At 64.8% G+C, this 15,086-nt stretch carries 14 protein-coding genes and 1 pseudogene; 7 read left to right on the top strand and 8 right to left on the bottom strand.

The features are described 5' to 3' along the window. Positions 1-118: 118 nt before the first annotated feature. The gene (gene radA / locus AC0L27_RS05450) at positions 119-1,564 is read right to left on the bottom strand and encodes a DNA repair protein RadA (protein WP_027517500.1); all 1,446 of its coding nucleotides are present in this window, start codon (positions 1,562-1,564) and stop codon (positions 119-121) included. A gap of 101 nt (positions 1,565-1,665) precedes the next feature. Then, a complete protein-coding gene (locus AC0L27_RS05445; protein ID WP_354203985.1) occupies positions 1,666-2,391 on the bottom strand; it encodes a sulfite exporter TauE/SafE family protein in 726 nt (241 codons plus the stop codon). 195 nt (positions 2,392-2,586) lie between these two features. Between AC0L27_RS05445 and AC0L27_RS05440 the strand changes: the two genes are divergently transcribed. The 3 genes and pseudogenes from AC0L27_RS05440 to AC0L27_RS05430 all read left to right on the top strand — a co-directional run bounded on the left by AC0L27_RS05440 (position 2,587) and on the right by AC0L27_RS05430 (position 5,043). Then, complete coding sequence (locus tag AC0L27_RS05440; protein WP_354203983.1) at positions 2,587-3,447, top strand: L,D-transpeptidase; 861 nt, start codon at positions 2,587-2,589, stop codon at positions 3,445-3,447. Positions 3,448-3,768: 321 nt separating this feature from the next. Next, positions 3,769-4,129: pseudogene (locus tag AC0L27_RS05435) on the top strand (GFA family protein). A gap of 98 nt (positions 4,130-4,227) precedes the next feature. Continuing rightward, positions 4,228-5,043 carry a hypothetical protein gene (locus AC0L27_RS05430; protein WP_354203980.1) on the top strand — a complete coding sequence of 272 codons (816 nt, stop codon included), beginning with the start codon at positions 4,228-4,230 and terminating at the stop codon, positions 5,041-5,043. A gap of 1 nt (position 5,044) precedes the next feature. On the opposite strand, the gene AC0L27_RS05425 is transcribed toward AC0L27_RS05430, so the two are convergent. Beyond that, positions 5,045-5,815 carry an exodeoxyribonuclease III gene (locus AC0L27_RS05425; protein WP_275167225.1) on the bottom strand — a complete coding sequence of 257 codons (771 nt, stop codon included), beginning with the start codon at positions 5,813-5,815 and terminating at the stop codon, positions 5,045-5,047. A 40-nt stretch (positions 5,816-5,855) separates the two neighbouring features. On the opposite strand from AC0L27_RS05425, the gene AC0L27_RS05420 reads away from it, so the two are divergent. Beyond that, entirely contained in the window at positions 5,856-6,074 is a 219-nt protein-coding gene (locus tag AC0L27_RS05420) for a hypothetical protein (RefSeq protein ID WP_354055161.1), read from the top strand. A gap of 12 nt (positions 6,075-6,086) precedes the next feature. Here the strand turns inward: AC0L27_RS05420 and alr are convergent, their stop codons facing one another. The 3 genes from alr to AC0L27_RS05405 form a co-directional block, all read right to left on the bottom strand. Continuing rightward, the gene (gene alr, locus AC0L27_RS05415) at positions 6,087-7,364 is read right to left on the bottom strand and encodes an alanine racemase (RefSeq protein ID WP_354204560.1); all 1,278 of its coding nucleotides are present in this window, start codon (positions 7,362-7,364) and stop codon (positions 6,087-6,089) included. 51 nt (positions 7,365-7,415) lie between these two features. After that, entirely contained in the window at positions 7,416-8,924 is a 1,509-nt protein-coding gene (locus tag AC0L27_RS05410) for a replicative DNA helicase (protein ID WP_007592031.1), read from the bottom strand. 758 nt (positions 8,925-9,682) lie between these two features. Then, entirely contained in the window at positions 9,683-10,933 is a 1,251-nt protein-coding gene (locus AC0L27_RS05405; RefSeq protein WP_354203977.1) for a cyclopropane-fatty-acyl-phospholipid synthase family protein, read from the bottom strand. 280 nt (positions 10,934-11,213) lie between these two features. Between AC0L27_RS05405 and AC0L27_RS05400 the strand changes: the two genes are divergently transcribed. The 3 genes from AC0L27_RS05400 to AC0L27_RS05390 all read left to right on the top strand — a co-directional run bounded on the left by AC0L27_RS05400 (position 11,214) and on the right by AC0L27_RS05390 (position 13,397). Continuing rightward, positions 11,214-12,218 carry a hypothetical protein gene (locus AC0L27_RS05400; RefSeq protein ID WP_354203975.1) on the top strand — a complete coding sequence of 335 codons (1,005 nt, stop codon included), beginning with the start codon at positions 11,214-11,216 and terminating at the stop codon, positions 12,216-12,218. 103 nt (positions 12,219-12,321) lie between these two features. After that, positions 12,322-12,918, top strand: coding sequence for a TetR/AcrR family transcriptional regulator (locus AC0L27_RS05395; protein ID WP_354203973.1), 597 nt, complete (start codon positions 12,322-12,324; stop codon positions 12,916-12,918). An 11-nt stretch (positions 12,919-12,929) separates the two neighbouring features. Beyond that, positions 12,930-13,397 (top strand): PaaI family thioesterase, encoded by a 468-nt coding sequence (locus AC0L27_RS05390; protein ID WP_354203971.1) that lies wholly within the window; start codon positions 12,930-12,932, stop codon positions 13,395-13,397. Positions 13,398-13,435: 38 nt separating this feature from the next. On the opposite strand, the gene rplI is transcribed toward AC0L27_RS05390, so the two are convergent. Both rplI and AC0L27_RS05380 read right to left on the bottom strand, forming a co-directional pair. Further along, a complete protein-coding gene (gene rplI / locus AC0L27_RS05385; protein ID WP_275167218.1) occupies positions 13,436-14,041 on the bottom strand; it encodes a 50S ribosomal protein L9 in 606 nt (201 codons plus the stop codon). Positions 14,042-14,104: 63 nt separating this feature from the next. Beyond that, positions 14,105-15,082, bottom strand: a complete 978-nt coding sequence (locus tag AC0L27_RS05380) for a hypothetical protein (RefSeq protein WP_473318052.1) — start codon at positions 15,080-15,082, stop codon at positions 14,105-14,107. Positions 15,083-15,086: the final 4 nt, after the last annotated feature.

The raw sequence follows: 15,086 nt of genomic DNA, 5'->3' as shown, positions 1-15,086 counted from the left end.
TTGGCCGCCCGCCCTAAGTGAGGGCCAGACGACGTTCCCGGCAAGGCCGCAACCACGCAATCCCATGCTGCTTTTGTGACGGCTGTATAGCGGCGAGGGCGGGGGACGTCACCACCGGCTAACCCTCTCCACGGCGGAATCTTGCCGGTGTGGCATTTTTCTCTGCCGGCGCACTCGAGTCGCCCCGCCGGGACCCGCGTGCGGCGATCTCGGCGACCAATGTCGTCAGGCTGTTGATCGCGTTCAGCGACAGGCCGGCATCACCGCCGGCTTCGCCCCGGGCCGATTCGGGCAGCACGGCACGCTGAAAGCCGAGTTTTGCCGCTTCTTTCAGCCGGGCCGGGGTCTGCGCCACCGGGCGCACCACGCCGGACAGCGAGATCTCGCCGAAATAGACCGCATCGGTGGGTAACTGCGCATTAACCAGCGAGGACACCAGCGCCGCGGCGGCGGCCAGATCGGCCGCGGGCTCGTGGATGCGCAGGCCGCCCGCGACGTTCAGATAGACGTCGTGGCCGGACAGCTTGACCCCGCAATGGGCTTCCAGCACCGCCAGCACCATCGACAGCCGGCTCGGATCCCAGCCGACCACGGCCCGGCGCGGGGTGCCGAGCGAAGTGGGTGCCACCAGCGCCTGCAATTCGACCAGAACGGGCCTTGTGCCCTCGATGCCCGCGAAGACTGCGGTGCCGGGCGTGCCGAGATCGCGCTCGGACAAAAACAGCTCAGAGGGGTTGGTGACTTCGCGCAGGCCAAGCCCGGTCATCTCGAACACGCCGATTTCGTCGGTCGGCCCAAAACGGTTCTTCACGGCACGCAGAATGCGGAATTGCTGCGAGCCTTCGCCCTCGAACGACAGCACGGCGTCGACCATGTGCTCGACCACGCGAGGGCCTGCGATCTGGCCGTCTTTGGTGACATGGCCGACCAGGATGATGGCCGCACCGGTCCTTTTGGCAAAACGGATCAGCGCCTGTGCCGAGGCGCGCACCTGCGTCACCGTGCCGGGTGCCGATTCCACCGTGTCGGTCCACATCGTCTGGATCGAATCGATCACGATCAGCCGGGGCACCGCACCCTCAGACAGCGTCGAGACGATGTCCTCGACAGACGTTTCGGCGGCGAGCTGCACCGGCGCATCCGACAGCCCGAGCCGTTCGGCGCGCAACCGCACCTGCGCGACCGCCTCTTCGCCGGAGATGTAGACGACGCGGTGCCCGGCGCGCGCGAGCAGGCTCGTGGCCTGCGTCAGCAGCGTCGACTTGCCGATGCCGGGATCGCCGCCGACCAGAAGCACCGAGCCGCGCACGAAGCCGCCGCCGGTCACGCGATCGAGCTCCGTCATGCCCGAGGACAGGCGCGGGGCGTCCTGGGTTTTTCCGGACAGGCTCTCCAGCGCGAACGTCCGCCCCTTGCGCTTGGAGCGGATCGACACCGGCACGCTGCCGGTCGTGTCCTCCTCCGCGAGCGTATTCCACTCGCCGCAGGACTCGCACTTGCCCTGCCAGCGGTTATAGGCCGCGCCGCAGTTCTGGCAGACGAAGGAAAGTGTGTTCTTGGCCATGAGGACAGCGAGTTCGGGACAGCGAGTCGGGGTTTCAGGTTTGCTGATAGCACGGAATGACAGGTCGAGAGAGTGAGCCCGGGCGCACCCCGAAAGCCCGGCTACGCCTGCGCCGCGTTCCAGAGCATGGAGAGGCCGGCCGCGATCATGATCGCGTCCATCACCACGCGGAACATCTCCGGCTTCAGGCGCAGCACGAAGCGTTTGGCGATGAAGGCACCTGCCATCAACGAAGATCCAGCGATCAGGCCTTTGACGAACACATCGCCGGTCAGCGCGCCGAACCGTTCGAAGGTCACTGATTTCGCGATATAGAGCCCGAGCGAAGAAGCCGCTTCGGTGGCGAGGAAGGCGCCCCGGGACAAGCCGTAGAACAGGAACAGCGGGACGCTGAGCGGGCCGGTGGAGACGACGATGCCGGTGAGGTAGCCGATCACGGCCCCGCCGATCGCCAGATGCCAGAGATTGGCCTTGAGATCGTGCCGCGCCAGCCAATGCCGCACCGGCACCATCGCGATCAGGAAGACGCCGATGGCGAGATCGACGGCGTGCGAGGGCAGGGCCAGCAGCGTCCGCGCGCCGAGCACGGCGGCTGGAATGCCTGTCACCGAATAGGCCGCGCAGGCCCGCCAGTCGACCTCGCGCCACCAGGCCAGGATTCGTGAGAAGTTGGCCATGACAGCGGCCACCGCCATGATCGGCACCGCCTCCTTTGGCCCGTAGGCATAGACCAGTACCGGCATCAGCATGATCGACGAGCCCGTGCCGACGATGCCGGAAATGGTGCCTGCGACGAGGCCGACGATGAGGACGAAGAGGAAAGCCAAAACGGTCTCCACGAATCGGGAGAGTTTAGCCGCGGCCAGCGGCGCGGGCGATCCGCGAGGCGAGGGAACCCTATCTTGCGAACGAGAGCCCGGCGTTAACCATCGAGGATGGTTCCAGCCTCAGCGAAATCGCTTCGAAGTTTCTTAAATTTTAATGGGTACCTCTCGTGGGCATAGTGACCAGGGGGAAAGAGTATGGGTAAGCGGGCCAAACGCGGAAAGGCGGAGACGTTCGCAATCCCGATGGCCGCACGAGTTGCAATTGGCGCCGTGGCTGTTGGCGCGTTGGGGTACGGTTTGCTGTCCCGGCCGGCGAACGTGCAACCGACACGAAAGCCGTCCGCGCACGAAGCCCAAGCGTCGTCAACTCCGGTTTACGTCGCAACGCCAGTTCATGCACCACCGTCAGCCCCGGCTCCGGCTCCGCTTCCGGCCCCTCTGGTCGAACCGCCCAAAGCGGCCGACGTTCCCGGAGCATTCGTTCGGCAGGTGGTCGACTACGCCAGCCGCCAGTCTCCGGGCACCGTGATCATCGATACCAAGAACACATTCCTCTATCTCGTCCTGAACGACGCGCAAGCACTGCGCTACGGCATCGGTGTTGGCCGCGAAGGTTTCACATGGTCCGGTGAGCAGACGGTGGCTCGCAAGGCAGAATGGCCGGACTGGCATCCGCCTGCGGAGATGGTCTCGCGTCAGCCTTATCTGCCGCGGTTCATGGCAGGCGGTCCCGGCAACCCGCTCGGCGCTCGGGCGATGTATCTGGGCGAGACCGAATATCGAATTCACGGCACCAACAAGCCCGATACGATCGGGAAGCGTGTCTCGTCCGGCTGTATCCGGCTGACCAATGAGGACGTCGTTGATCTCTATGATCGCGTGAAAGTCGGCGCGAAGGTGATCGTGCTTCCGACGACCGTTGCCCGCCGACCACCCCAGGGAGCGCCGGCCGACGCCGCTTTCCGATTACCGGACCCGGCATCGCCGTCGAACCGGTTCTCGGCAACTCACGCGCAGATGCCGTCATCTGGACCGAGGATCGCCGAGGCCCGGTAACGCGTCCTCCGTCGCCATCCTGCAACTGAGGACAAGGCGCCAATGCAAGGCGCCTACGAGGTCAGCTCCTGGCCCATCGCACCGTTTGCGTGTCGGGCGAAGTGTCTCGACCGGTGAAAACCTGCGTTTCGGAGTATGCGTAACCCATTGATTCGCCAGCGGTCGGCTACTGTGCATGGGGTTGTTTTTCAGGTTTTTGTTGAGTTGGCGCGCAAAGTCGGGGCTCGCAGCACTTGGGACAAGGCCGGCCGCGCGCTGCTGACAGCATGTTGGCAGCAGGGTCCGGCTACGACCATCTCCTGACAAAACGGAGAGCGGGTCATGCCGATCGAGGCAAGCTGTCATTGCGGTGAGACGGTGTTCGAGGTGACGGAGGCGCCCTCGAGCGTGACCCGTTGCACCTGCTCGCTCTGCGCCAAGCGCGGCGCGTTGTGGGCCTATTACACGCCGGCGCAGTTTCGGCTGCTGTCGCCCGCGGAGAACGTCGCGACCTATCTCTGGGGTAGCCGCACGGTCAAACACCATTTCTGCGCAAGCTGCGGCTGCGGCACCTATTCGGAGTCGCCGGACTGGTCGACCGGCAAGCCCGATTTCGACAATCCCAGGGTCCGCGCGCCTGTTCGACGAATTCGATCTGGAGGCCGTGCCGGTGACCATGATCGACGGCAAGAATTTGTGGTGAGCATGGGCTTCTCACGCATGTCTGCTGCTCGCCCGTGCTCTTGAGGCCTTCTTGAAAAGCTGATCTGTTTCCGGCCCGATAGAACAGGGAGGAAGCCGATGATGCGTCTTTTCGCGCGAGTGATGCTCGCGATGTGTCTGGCCGTTGTAGCCGGCTTCAATGCGCAGGCGCAGACCAAGCCCAAGGTCACCACATCAGGACCGGATTTCCCCAAAGCCACGCTGTTCGTCGGCAATAGCTTTTTCTACTACAACAACGGCATGCCCGGGCATCTCTCCTTCATGGAGCGGGCTGCGTATCCCGAAAACAAGGCGGCCTATCGCAATACCATGGCGACGATCGGCGGCTCAGGCCTCGATTGGCACGACATGGAGAACCTGCTGCGGGCGGGCGGCCTCGGCGCCTATTCGTTCGACGAGCAGAACAACGTCGTCTTCAACAAGCCGGGCAGGCAGTACGACGCCGTCGTCATGATGGATTGCAGCCAGTGCCCGATCCATCCGCAATTGAAGGACGCGTTCGCGACCTTCGTGAAGAAGGACAGCGAGATCGTCCGCGCCCATGGCATGCGGCCGGTCCTGTTCATGTCCTGGGCGTACGCCGACAAGCCTGAGATGACGGAAGCGTTGGCCGAGGCCTACACGATCGCCGGCAATGCCAATGATGCGCTGGTGATCCCCGCAGGCCTGGCCTTCGCACGCGTGCGCAAGCTGCAGCCCGAGCTCAATCTGTATGCGCCGGACAAGCGGCACCCGAGCCCCGCAGGCACGTATCTGTCGACCTGCGTGACGTTCGCTGCCCTGACGGGCCGCTCACCGGTCGGCAATTCCTACACGATGGGACTCGATGCGCCGACGGTGGAGCTGCTGCAGAAAGCAGCGTGGGACACGGTGCAAGAGTATTACGGGCGTTGACCTAGCGCAGCACGACCCATGCCGGTGCGTGATCGCTCGCGCCTTCCTCGCCGCGAACCTTCTTGTCCACGCCGGCTTTTGCCAGTCGTGAGGCGAGGGCAGGGCTGAGCAGGAGATGATCGAGCCGCAGGCCCGCATCGCGCGGCCAGCGGTTTCGCTTGTAATCCCAGAAGGTGTAGATGCGCTTCTCCGGATGCAGTTCGCGGATCGCGTCGCACCAGCCTTGTGCCACCAGCGAGGCAAAGGCCGCACGGCTCTTCGGCTGGATCAAGGCATCCTTGTCCCACGAGCGCGTCGGATAGATGTCGATCTCATCAGGCGCAACGTTGTAGTCGCCGGCGAGCACCACGGGCAGGTTCTGCTTGATCAACGTTCTGGCATGGCGCTTGAGGCGCGCGAACCAGTCGAGCTTGTAGTCGAATTTAGGTCCCGGCTGCGGATTGCCGTTCGGCAGGTAGATGCTGGTGACGATGACACCGCGTACCGCGGCCTCGATGTAGCGGGCTTCGTGATCGCCGGGCTTTCCCGGCAAGCGATCGCGGGTGAGAATGGGCTCGGCATTGCGGGCCAGGATGGCGACGCCGTTCCAGGTCTTCTGTCCACACCACACTGCGCCGTAACCGGCCTTTTCGATCGCGGCTGCCGGAAATTCGCCATCACTTGCCTTCAACTCCTGAAGTGCGACGACATCGGGCTTCGCCGTTCGCATCCATGCCAACAGATTGGGCAGACGGCGATTGATGTTGTTGATGTTGAACGTCGCGATCTTCATGTAGAGCTACCGGCTCCTGCCTTCCGTTACCGGAGAAACAATGTCCAAGTTGAGCTTTGCCGTTATCGCCGTCGCCGTTGCGTTCTCCGGGGGCGCCTCGGCACAATCATCCGATCCGCGCGGCGCGTGCAAGGCGGACTATGACAAATTCTGCGCCGGCCTTGCGCCGGGCGGCGGCATCGTCGCTTGCCTCAACAGCAAGCGCGATCAGCTCAGCGCGACCTGCAAGACGGCGCTGGACAGCAGGAAAAAGAAGTAGGCGGCGAGCCGCTCAGCCCGGCAGCGGCGGCGGGCTTGCGGGCTGCTCGATCGGCGGAGCGGGCGTCTGCTGCTCGACCGCCTGCGCGGGAGCCGGCTTGGCCAGCGGCTCCACAACATTCCCGCCCTTGTAGATGCGGGCGTAGCGGCGGCCGAGGCTGGTCAGCACCTCGTAGCCGATCGTTCCGAAATGATGCGCGAGCTCGTCGACGGTGATGCCCTCGCCAAGCAGCGTCACCATGTGGCCGCGCCGCGCCGCGTTCGGCGGCAGATCGGTGATGTCGATCGCGATCAGATCCATCGAGACGCGGCCGGCGACCGGACAGCGCTTGCCGGCGACGATGACCTCGGCGCCGCGGGTGCCGTCATTGGAGCTTGCTGCGCGGAAATAGCCGTCGGCATAACCGACCGCGATGATCGCGAGTTTCGTCGGCCGCCGTGCGGTCCAGGTGCCGCCATAGCCGACGCTCTCGCCGCGCTCGACGTTGCGGATCTGGACGATGCGGGCCTTGAGATCGGCCACGGGCTGCATCGGATTGTCGGCCTCCGGCGTCGGGTTCACGCCGTAGAGCGCGGCGCCCGGCCGCACCATGTCGAACTGGAAGGGCGCGCCGAGGAAGACGCCGGACGAATTGGCGAGTGCCGCCGGCACGCCGGAGAATTCGCTGGCGATGCCGCGGAAGGCCGCGAGTTGCTTGGCGTTCACCGGGCTGTTGAGCTGCTCGGCCGAAACCAGATGGCTCATCACCAGCGTGATGCCGTGATCGCCGGCGTTGATGCGGGGAATGATGGCCTGCGCTTCCGCGAGCGTCAGGCCGAGCCGGTTCATGCCGGTGTCGATGTGGATGGCGGCGCCACCGGTCCAGCCGGTGCGGCGGCAGAACACGTCCCATTCGGCGAGTTCGTTGAGATCGCCGATCACGGGGCGGCAGTTGATCTGGGCGTAGTGCTCGCCGGTGTTCTGGAAATAGCCGCCGAGCACGTAGATCGTAGGCTCCGGCACCGCCGCGCGCACCTTGCGCGCTTCCTCGATGGTGGCGACGAAGAAGGTCTTGCAGCCGGCCTTGTTCAGGGCACGCGCGACCTGCTCGGCGCCGCAGCCATAGGCGTCTGCCTTGATCACCGCCGAGCATTCGGCCGGCACCGCCGTCTTCTCGAGCTTGCGCCAATTGGCGATGATGGCGTCGAGATCGACGGTGAGCACGCCGCCGAAGGTCGCGAGCGCGGCAGCCTGATTGGCCTCCGCGGAGAGAAGGCCGGATTGCGGAATGATTTTCGGGTCGGACGCCATTGTCATGGCGCCGTTTTACGCAAGAGGCCGGTCGGGTTCAACCCAGAGAACTCAGTAGTCGTTGCCGCTGCGGTCCGGCACCTGGCTGTCCGGCGCGAGGTCGCCGAACCGTGTGATCGACGCTTCGAAGGCCACATCGACGGTGCCGGTCGGGCCGTGGCGCTGCTTGCCGATGATGACTTCGGCCTTGCCATGCGCAAGATCCATATCCAGGCGCCATTTTTCGTGCTCGGGCGTGCCCGGGCGCGGCTCCTTGTTCCCGAGGTAATATTCCTCGCGATAGACGAACAGCACAACGTCGGCGTCCTGTTCGATCGAGCCCGATTCGCGCAAGTCCGAGAGCTGCGGCCGCTTGTCGTCGCGCGACTCGACCTGGCGCGAGAGCTGCGAGAGCGCAATCACGGGCACGCTCAGTTCCTTGGCGAGCGCCTTCAGACTGGTCGTGATCTCGGTGATTTCCTGCACGCGGTTTTCGCTGCGCTTGCCCGAGCCTGACAAGAGCTGGATGTAGTCGATGACGATGAGGTCGAGGCCCTTCTGCCGCTTCAGCCGGCGGGCGCGCGCCATTAGCTGCGCAATCGAGAGGCCGCCGGTCTCGTCGACATAGAAGGGCAGCGACTGCAGCTCGATCGAGACCTCGCGGATCTTCTCGAAATCGGCCTCCGAGATGCCGCCGCGGCGGATCGACGAGGAGGGGATGCCGGTGCGCTCGGCGACGATACGCGTGGCAAGCTGGTCGGCCGACATTTCGCAGGAGAAGAAGCCGATGACGCCGCCATGGGCGGCCTTCATGGTGCCGTCGGCCTGGAGTTCACCGACATAGGCCCGCGCGACGTTGTAGGCGATGTTGGTTGCGAGCGACGTCTTGCCCATGCCGGGACGGCCGGCGACGATGATGAGGTCGGAGTGCTGCAACCCGCCCATCTTGGTGTCGAGGTCGCGCAGGCCCGTCGAGATGCCCGACAGCTTTCCATCGCGCTGGAACGCTTTCGCGGCCAGATCGACCGCAAGCGTGAGCGCCTGCGAAAATTTCTGGAAGCCTCCGTCATAGCGGCCGGATTCGGCGAGTTCGTAGAGGCGGCGCTCGGCATCCTCGATCTGCGCCCGCGGCGCGAAGTCGACTGGGGCGTCATAGGCGACATTGACCATGTCCTCGCCGATGCCGATCAGGTCGCGTCGCAATGCCAGATCGTAAATGGTGCGCCCATAATCCTGCGCATTGATGATGGTGGTCGCTTCGGCGGCGAGGCGTGCCAGATACTGCCCGATGGTCATGCCGCCGATGTCGGTGTCGGCGGGCAGGAAGGTCTTCAGCGTGACGGGCGTCGCGATCTTGCCCATCCGGATCAGGCTGCTGGCGGTCTCAAAGATGGTCTGGTGCAGCGGCTCGAAATAATGCTTCGGCTCCAGGAAGTCGGAGACGCGGTAAAACGCGTCGTTGTTGACCAGGATTGCGCCCAGAAGGCTCTGTTCCGCTTCAATATTATGCGGCGCGCTTCGATAGGCGGGAGTTCCGGCTTCGGGCGCGAGTTTGAGAACGTTCGAATCAGTCAGGGCCATGGTCGAGCGATAGCAATTTTCTGGGGCGGATGCGGGGCCGGGATAAAGCGCCGCCTCAGCCCAAAGCGGAAGCAAAAGCTCGCCGCTATCAACCGATCATTAAAATGGTGGATGATTGGCCGCCGCAGCATGCGCCGCGCTTGACGGACTTTCGTGGAACCAGGTCGCGGCCTGGAAGCGGCGGCTGCCGCGCCGCGGAAAGCGTCGGATGAAGTGAACCTGATAGGTTGGCGGGCCGACATATGGAGACGCGCGCGAAATGACGCACGCTGGGCGCTTTTGGCTCGGTTCAGACCAGCAGGAGGTAGACCAGCGCAACCAGGGCCGCCCCGACGCCGGTAGCGATCAGGGCGTAATCGGTGCGGAGGTCGTCCTGCAAGTCGAATGAGGTTTTGGTCTCGTTGCTCATGGCGACGGTCTAGGCCAGGGCCGACGAGACTTATGTGAAGCAGATCACATCTCCCCGGATTCTTTCGGGAGTACAGCCGGGAACAGGCAAGCGGGCGGGGGGTTGTCTCCCGATCTGCCACCAGGGAATGAGGCAAGCGATGCGGCCAGAACGGCAGCCCCGGAATTGGCGAAGCGAAGCAGGCAGCAGACTTTGGCTGTCGGGGCTGATCGCGGCCATGGAGCACGCTGAGCGGCCGGAAGTGCGTCGGGAGCCGGTCGCCCCCGAAATCCTGAAGGCACTGCGGATGCAATTGGCCTTAACGGCGTCTTTCGGGTCCGCTCCGATTTCGACCCTGCGCCACTAGGATCTATTCACCAGCCAGCTTCAGCCTCGGCTTGGCGCCGGCTTCGACAGCCCGCAGCCGGGCTTCTTCACGCGCGATGTAATTGCGCGTCATCGGCACCACGCCCTGGCGCCGCGTGAGTTGAATCTGGAAGTTCATCATATCCTGCTTGCGGAACGTCATCTCGCTGGCAGCCAGATAAAATTCCCACATCAGCGCGAAGCGCTCGTCATACAGCTGCACGGCTTCTTCGCGCCGCGCGATGAAGCGCTCGCGCCATGCCTTCAGCGTTTCGGCGTAATGCAGGCGAAGAATCTCGATGTCGCAGACCAGCAGGCCCGCCCGCTCGATGGCTGGCAGCACCTCCGAGAGAGCAGGGATGTAGCCGCCGGGAAAGATGTATTTGGCGATCCACGGATTGGTGGAATCCGGGCCCTGCGAGCGGCCGATCGAGTGCAGCAGCATGACGCCGTCCTTGTCCAACAGCTCGGCGCAGCGCTGGAAGTAGGTCTCGTAGAAGCGAGCGCCGACATGCTCCAACATGCCGACCGAGACGATGCGATCGAACGGGCCGGCGATGTCGCGATAGTCCTGAAGCAGGAATTTGGCCGATCTGGTCAGGCCCTTTTCGGCTGCGCGCGCATTGGCGATCTGCAACTGCTCGGTCGACAACGTGATGCCGGTGACGTCAGCACCTGCGATCTCGGCGAGATAGAGCCCAAGTCCGCCCCAGCCCGAGCCGATGTCGAGGACGCGCTGGCCGCCTTTGACGAGCAGCTTTGCGGCGACGTGCCGTTTCTTGGCGAGCTGCGCATCGTCGAGCGTGCTCTCCGGCGTCTCGAAATAGGCGCAGCTATATTGCTTGTCCGCGTCGAGGAAGAGCGAATAGAGCCTTGCATCGAGGTCGTAGTGATGTGCGACGTTGCTGCGGGAGCGCGGGCGCGGATTGAACTGCTTCAGGTGCCGCACCAGATAGCGCAGGTGCCACCAGGGTTTTGCCCAGTGCGGCAATAGGTCGGGTTGATCGAGCAGGATCGCGAGGGCATCAGCTATGGTGCCGCGCTCGACCATGAACTCGCCGTCCATGTAGGCCTCGCCAAGCCCGAGTTCGGGATTGACCAGGATCTTCCGCTCTGCGTCCGCGGTGACGAAGCGGACTGCAACCGGTTCGCCCGAGCCGTCGCCGACGGTGAACTTCGAGCCGTTCGCCGTGGTCACCGTCATCGACCCGCGGCGGATGAACTGAGACAGGAATTGACGCAACAATCGGTCCATCGGCACCCATCCTCTCGAGCGAACCCGAAGAGATGCGACTAACCCGGCCTTCACACCCTACGCCCGGGCATCTCAGCGGTTCCTATGCGTTTGCATCCAAATCTAGTGAGGTGTCCGGGGCCCGCTATTGCGCTGTGCTCAAAGCGGATATTCCAAAACCGCTTAATCACATCCTTGCGCGCGGAGCCTGCTTCCATTCGCGGCTCAATCGGATAAAAGGTGACCCGCCGTGGCGCCGCCTGCCGGCTGCACCTCTCGGAATTCAATGGAGATGATGGGAATGTCGAGCCGAGCGCTCAGCCTCGCGATGATCTTGCTTCTGATCGGCTTCGGCTCGACCGAGACCGTTCTCGCGCAGGCGACGAACCTCGAGGCCGGCAAGGCCCCATCCCAGCTTTTCGCGCAGACCTGCAATGCATGTCACAAGAGCCCGCGCGGCCTGTTGAAGACGGTGGCGCCGGGCTCGCTGCCGGGCTTCCTGCGTCAGCATTACACGACCAGCTCCGACATGGCCGGCGTGCTCGCCTCCTACCTTGTCTCCAATGGAGCCACCGACACCCGCTACCAGGCCAAAGACAGCAAGGACAAGAAAGACGGGGCCAAGGACAAGGACAAGGAAGCCAATACCAATCCCGCGCAGCCCCCTGAACATCAGGGCCGTCGGCAACGTTCTCAGGAATCCGCCAAGCCGGAAGGCGAGGCTGCCGCGCCCGCCGCCGAGGGCGCGCGTCAGAAGCGCGCCGCGCGACCGGCCGAAGAAGGAACGAAGGAAGGCGTGAAGCTCGAGGGCCAGGCTGCACCCGAAGGACGCAAGGGCAAGCGTCTCGGCAAGCGCGGCAAGCCGGGAAGTGATGAGGCACCGAAGGTCGATGCCGCGGCGCCGGCGGCAGACGACAAGAAGAGCGAGCCGAAGGTCGAGCCCAAGCCCGAGACTGCAAAGGGGGACACCGGCGAGGCCAAATCCGAAGGCAGCAAATCTGAGGGCAGCAAGCCGTCCGAGAAGCCCGCCGAGGCCAAGCCGGAAAGCGCCAAGGTTGAGCCGCGCGGCAGCGAGGCTCCGGCGTTGCGGCCTGATCCGGTGCCGCAGGTGACGCCGGCGGCACCGTCCGCCGCGAAGCCCGCCGAGCCGGCTGCGCCCAAGGCGGCGGAAGAGGCTGCTCCCAAGCCCGCCGCGAGGTCCGAACCGCCAGCGAAGTCGCAGGAGCCGGCGCCGCCCGCGACCGCTGCGACGCCACCGGCGCCAGCCGAATCGTCGGGTCCGCCAACGCCGCCGATTTCGCGATAAACGACCACGTTTTTTAGACATGCGAAGGCCGCGCTCTGGCGCGGCCTTCGTCGTCTTGACCGTATCTAGAGTGTTGCTCTAGAGTAGCTCTCCAGGAGCGTTCATGGCGGCTGGTGTGCGCGAGGATTTGTTGGCGGCGGGGCTTTTCGTCTTCGATCGCGTCGGCTTCGAAGCTGCCACGGTGGCTGCGATCCGCGCCCGGGCGCGCGCTTCCAACGGCAGCTTCTTCCACGTCTTCGGCTCGAAGAAGGAGCTGGCGGGTGCGCTGTTCCTGGAGGTGCTGCGGCACTATCACGCCGCGATGCTGGCAGCCCTCGATCCTCTTCCCGATGCCGAGCAGGGCATCGATCGCTTGATCCGGGCGCATCTGGACTGGGTCGTCACCAGCCGGCGCGAGGCGCGCTATCTCTTCGAGATATCACGCGGCGAATGGGGCGAGAACGTTCGCGATGCCCAGCGCGCGCAGAATGCGCGCCTTGCCGAAGGCATCGAGCACTGGCGCGCGCCGCTGGTCACGCGCGGAGAGCTCTTGCCGATGACGCCGGTCATGTTCGTCAGCCAGCTCATCGGTCCGGCGCAGATTTTTTGCCGCGCTTTCCTTTCGGGACGCGACCGCGCCGATCCGCGCGCCGAGACCGACACGTTGATCGCCTGCGCCAGCCGCGCGCTACGGCCGCTCGATCGAATCAACAAGCAATAAGGAGAGGCCTCATGCGACCCGAAGCAGATCCCGAATTCGGAGCGATCGCCGAGCGCATCCACGCCAATGTCGGCCGGCAGGGCTTTATGAATCTGGTCGGCGCCGAGCTGTCCGAATTGTCGCGCGGCACCTGCACGATCGCGGTGCAACGCCGGCCGGAGCTGTTGCAACAGCACGGTTTCTTCCATGGCGGCGTCACCGCGTTCCTGATCGACAACGCCACGACGATCGCAGCCGCGACTTCGCGAGGCCAGCCGGCGCTGACGGCGGAATACAAGCTCAATCTGTTGTCGCCCGCGGCGGGCGAGAAGCTGATCTGCCGGGCGAGGGTGATCAAGCCGGGGCGTCAGGTCTCCGTGGTCGCAGCCGACGTTTTCTGCGTCAGCGACGGCGTCGAGAAGCATACGGCAACGGCGCTCGCTTCGATCGCGATGCTGAGCGAGGACGTTGCCGCCAAAACGAAAAGCCCGGCCGCCTGAGGCGGCCGGGCTTCGCAAGCCTTGCGCGAACGCGAGGCTTACTTCTCGGTCTCTTCGGCAGCTGGCGCCGGTTCGGCGTCGTCCTGCTGGGCTTCCGGGTCGAAGAACTCGCCGGCGGCTGCGATCGCTTCGGCCGCGGCATCCCGGTCTTCGTTGCGGGTCGAGATGTCCTCGCCGCGGTTGATGCGCTCGGCCTCGTCCTGGCTGCGCGCCACGGTGACACTGATCTCGACCTCGACCTCGGGGTGGATGGCGACCGTGATGGTGTGCTTGCCGATGGTCTTGATCGGCGCGTCGAGCTGAACCTGCGGGCGGGACAGCGAAACACCGTCGGCTTCGAACGCCACGACGATGTCGCGCACGTTGACCGAGCCGAACAGTTGGCCGGCTTCCGAAGCCTGACGGATCACGATGATGTTCTTGCCCTGGATCTTCTCGGCGACCTTGGATGCCTCGCCCTTGGACTCAAGGTTGCGAGCCTCGAGCTCGGCCTTCATGCCGTCGTACTTGGCACGGTTGTCGGCGGTGGCGCGCAGCGCCTTGCCGCGCTTGAGCAGGAAATTGCGGGCATAGCCGTCGCGAACCTTCACGACTTCGCCCATGTGACCGAGCTTGTTGACGCGCTCCAGCAAAATGACTTCCATATTCGTTCTCCTTTGATGTGTTGGGTCAGTTGGAATTTCGAACTTGAACTTTCGGACTTGAACTCAAGAGGTCGGCAGCGGCGGTGGCTGGCGCGTACGAAGGAAGCGTTCGCGGAGGCCGAACACGGCATCCGCGAGGCCAAGGATCACCATCGCGATGACGGGCCATCCGAACACGACCACGACGGCGTAGGTCGAGCCGAGCCAGAAGGTGCGGCTCTTCAGCGCCAGCGTCAGGGTATGCAGCACGGCAAAGCCGGTCAGCGCATATCCCATCATCAGCGCCGCCGTCGCGATCTGCGCCACGATCGCAAGCAGTCCGCCGGTGAAGCAGAAGGCGAGCGCGATGCAGAGCGCCACAAGCGTCATCGGCGGCAGCTCCGCCGTCATCAGGTCCGGCCAGGGGCGCCGCAGCCGGCCCGACGTTGCCGTCACCTTGGTGCTGAGCCAGAGGTTGAGGGTCAGCGTCATCATCGCGACGATGGTGGCGCCGGCCGGCAAGATCCGCAGCAGTGCGCCGACGAATTGGTCGGTCTCGCCGGAGCTCTGCGGGTCGGTGGCGCGGAGGAGGCGCATCAGGCCACGGCGCAGCGTTCCGGTGATGGTCTCGGCGTCGGTGCCGAGCGTGAGCAGGGCGGCCATCGTGGTCAGTGTGGCGAAGCCCGCGATCCACAGCAGGATGCGGCCGACCGGATACCACTCGAGCACAGGCTCAGTGGGCGACTCGGCGGCGGCCTTCGGCGCGGCAGGTCCGACCTGCCGGCTGAGCAGGACGAGATGGCCGAGCCACCAGGCCGGCAATGCGACGGTGAGGGCGAAGGCGATGCAGTAGGGCAGGCCGAACAGCGCGCCGAGGCCAACCGCGGCGGCGATGCCGCCGAGGCTCGCGCAAAGCGGTCCCCAGCCGATCGCGGCGACCATCAGCGGCAGCGGCGCGAGATAGAACAGGACGAGCGAGATCAGCGCGCCCGAAATGATCGAGGCGAACATCAGGGCCGACGCAGCGCCGGCGATCAGGGCTATCAGTCCAAAGGCCATCATCAGC

The organism is Bradyrhizobium sp. Ken51, from assembly GCF_055807435.1.
Note: the sequence above shows the minus strand (reverse complement) of the source record. Positions and strands in the feature narration are given on the sequence as shown.

Coding starts and splice junctions, on each gene's coding strand:
- AC0L27_RS05400 (WP_354203975.1), top strand. CDS start 11,214: ATGTCGAGCCGAGCGCTCAGCCTCGCGATGATCTTGCTTCTGATCGGC.
- AC0L27_RS05390 (WP_354203971.1), top strand. CDS start 12,930: ATGCGACCCGAAGCAGATCCCGAATTCGGAGCGATCGCCGAGCGCATC.
- AC0L27_RS05395 (WP_354203973.1), top strand. CDS start 12,322: ATGGCGGCTGGTGTGCGCGAGGATTTGTTGGCGGCGGGGCTTTTCGTC.
- rplI (WP_275167218.1), bottom strand. CDS start 14,041: ATGGAAGTCATTTTGCTGGAGCGCGTCAACAAGCTCGGTCACATGGGC.
- radA (WP_027517500.1), bottom strand. CDS start 1,564: ATGGCCAAGAACACACTTTCCTTCGTCTGCCAGAACTGCGGCGCGGCC.
- alr (WP_354204560.1), bottom strand. CDS start 7,364: ATGGCGTCCGACCCGAAAATCATTCCGCAATCCGGCCTTCTCTCCGCG.
- AC0L27_RS05425 (WP_275167225.1), bottom strand. CDS start 5,815: ATGAAGATCGCGACGTTCAACATCAACAACATCAATCGCCGTCTGCCC.
- AC0L27_RS05410 (WP_007592031.1), bottom strand. CDS start 8,924: ATGGCCCTGACTGATTCGAACGTTCTCAAACTCGCGCCCGAAGCCGGA.
- AC0L27_RS05420 (WP_354055161.1), top strand. CDS start 5,856: ATGTCCAAGTTGAGCTTTGCCGTTATCGCCGTCGCCGTTGCGTTCTCC.
- AC0L27_RS05440 (WP_354203983.1), top strand. CDS start 2,587: ATGGGTAAGCGGGCCAAACGCGGAAAGGCGGAGACGTTCGCAATCCCG.
- AC0L27_RS05430 (WP_354203980.1), top strand. CDS start 4,228: ATGATGCGTCTTTTCGCGCGAGTGATGCTCGCGATGTGTCTGGCCGTT.
- AC0L27_RS05380 (WP_473318052.1), bottom strand. CDS start 15,082: ATGATGGCCTTTGGACTGATAGCCCTGATCGCCGGCGCTGCGTCGGCC.
- AC0L27_RS05405 (WP_354203977.1), bottom strand. CDS start 10,933: ATGGACCGATTGTTGCGTCAATTCCTGTCTCAGTTCATCCGCCGCGGG.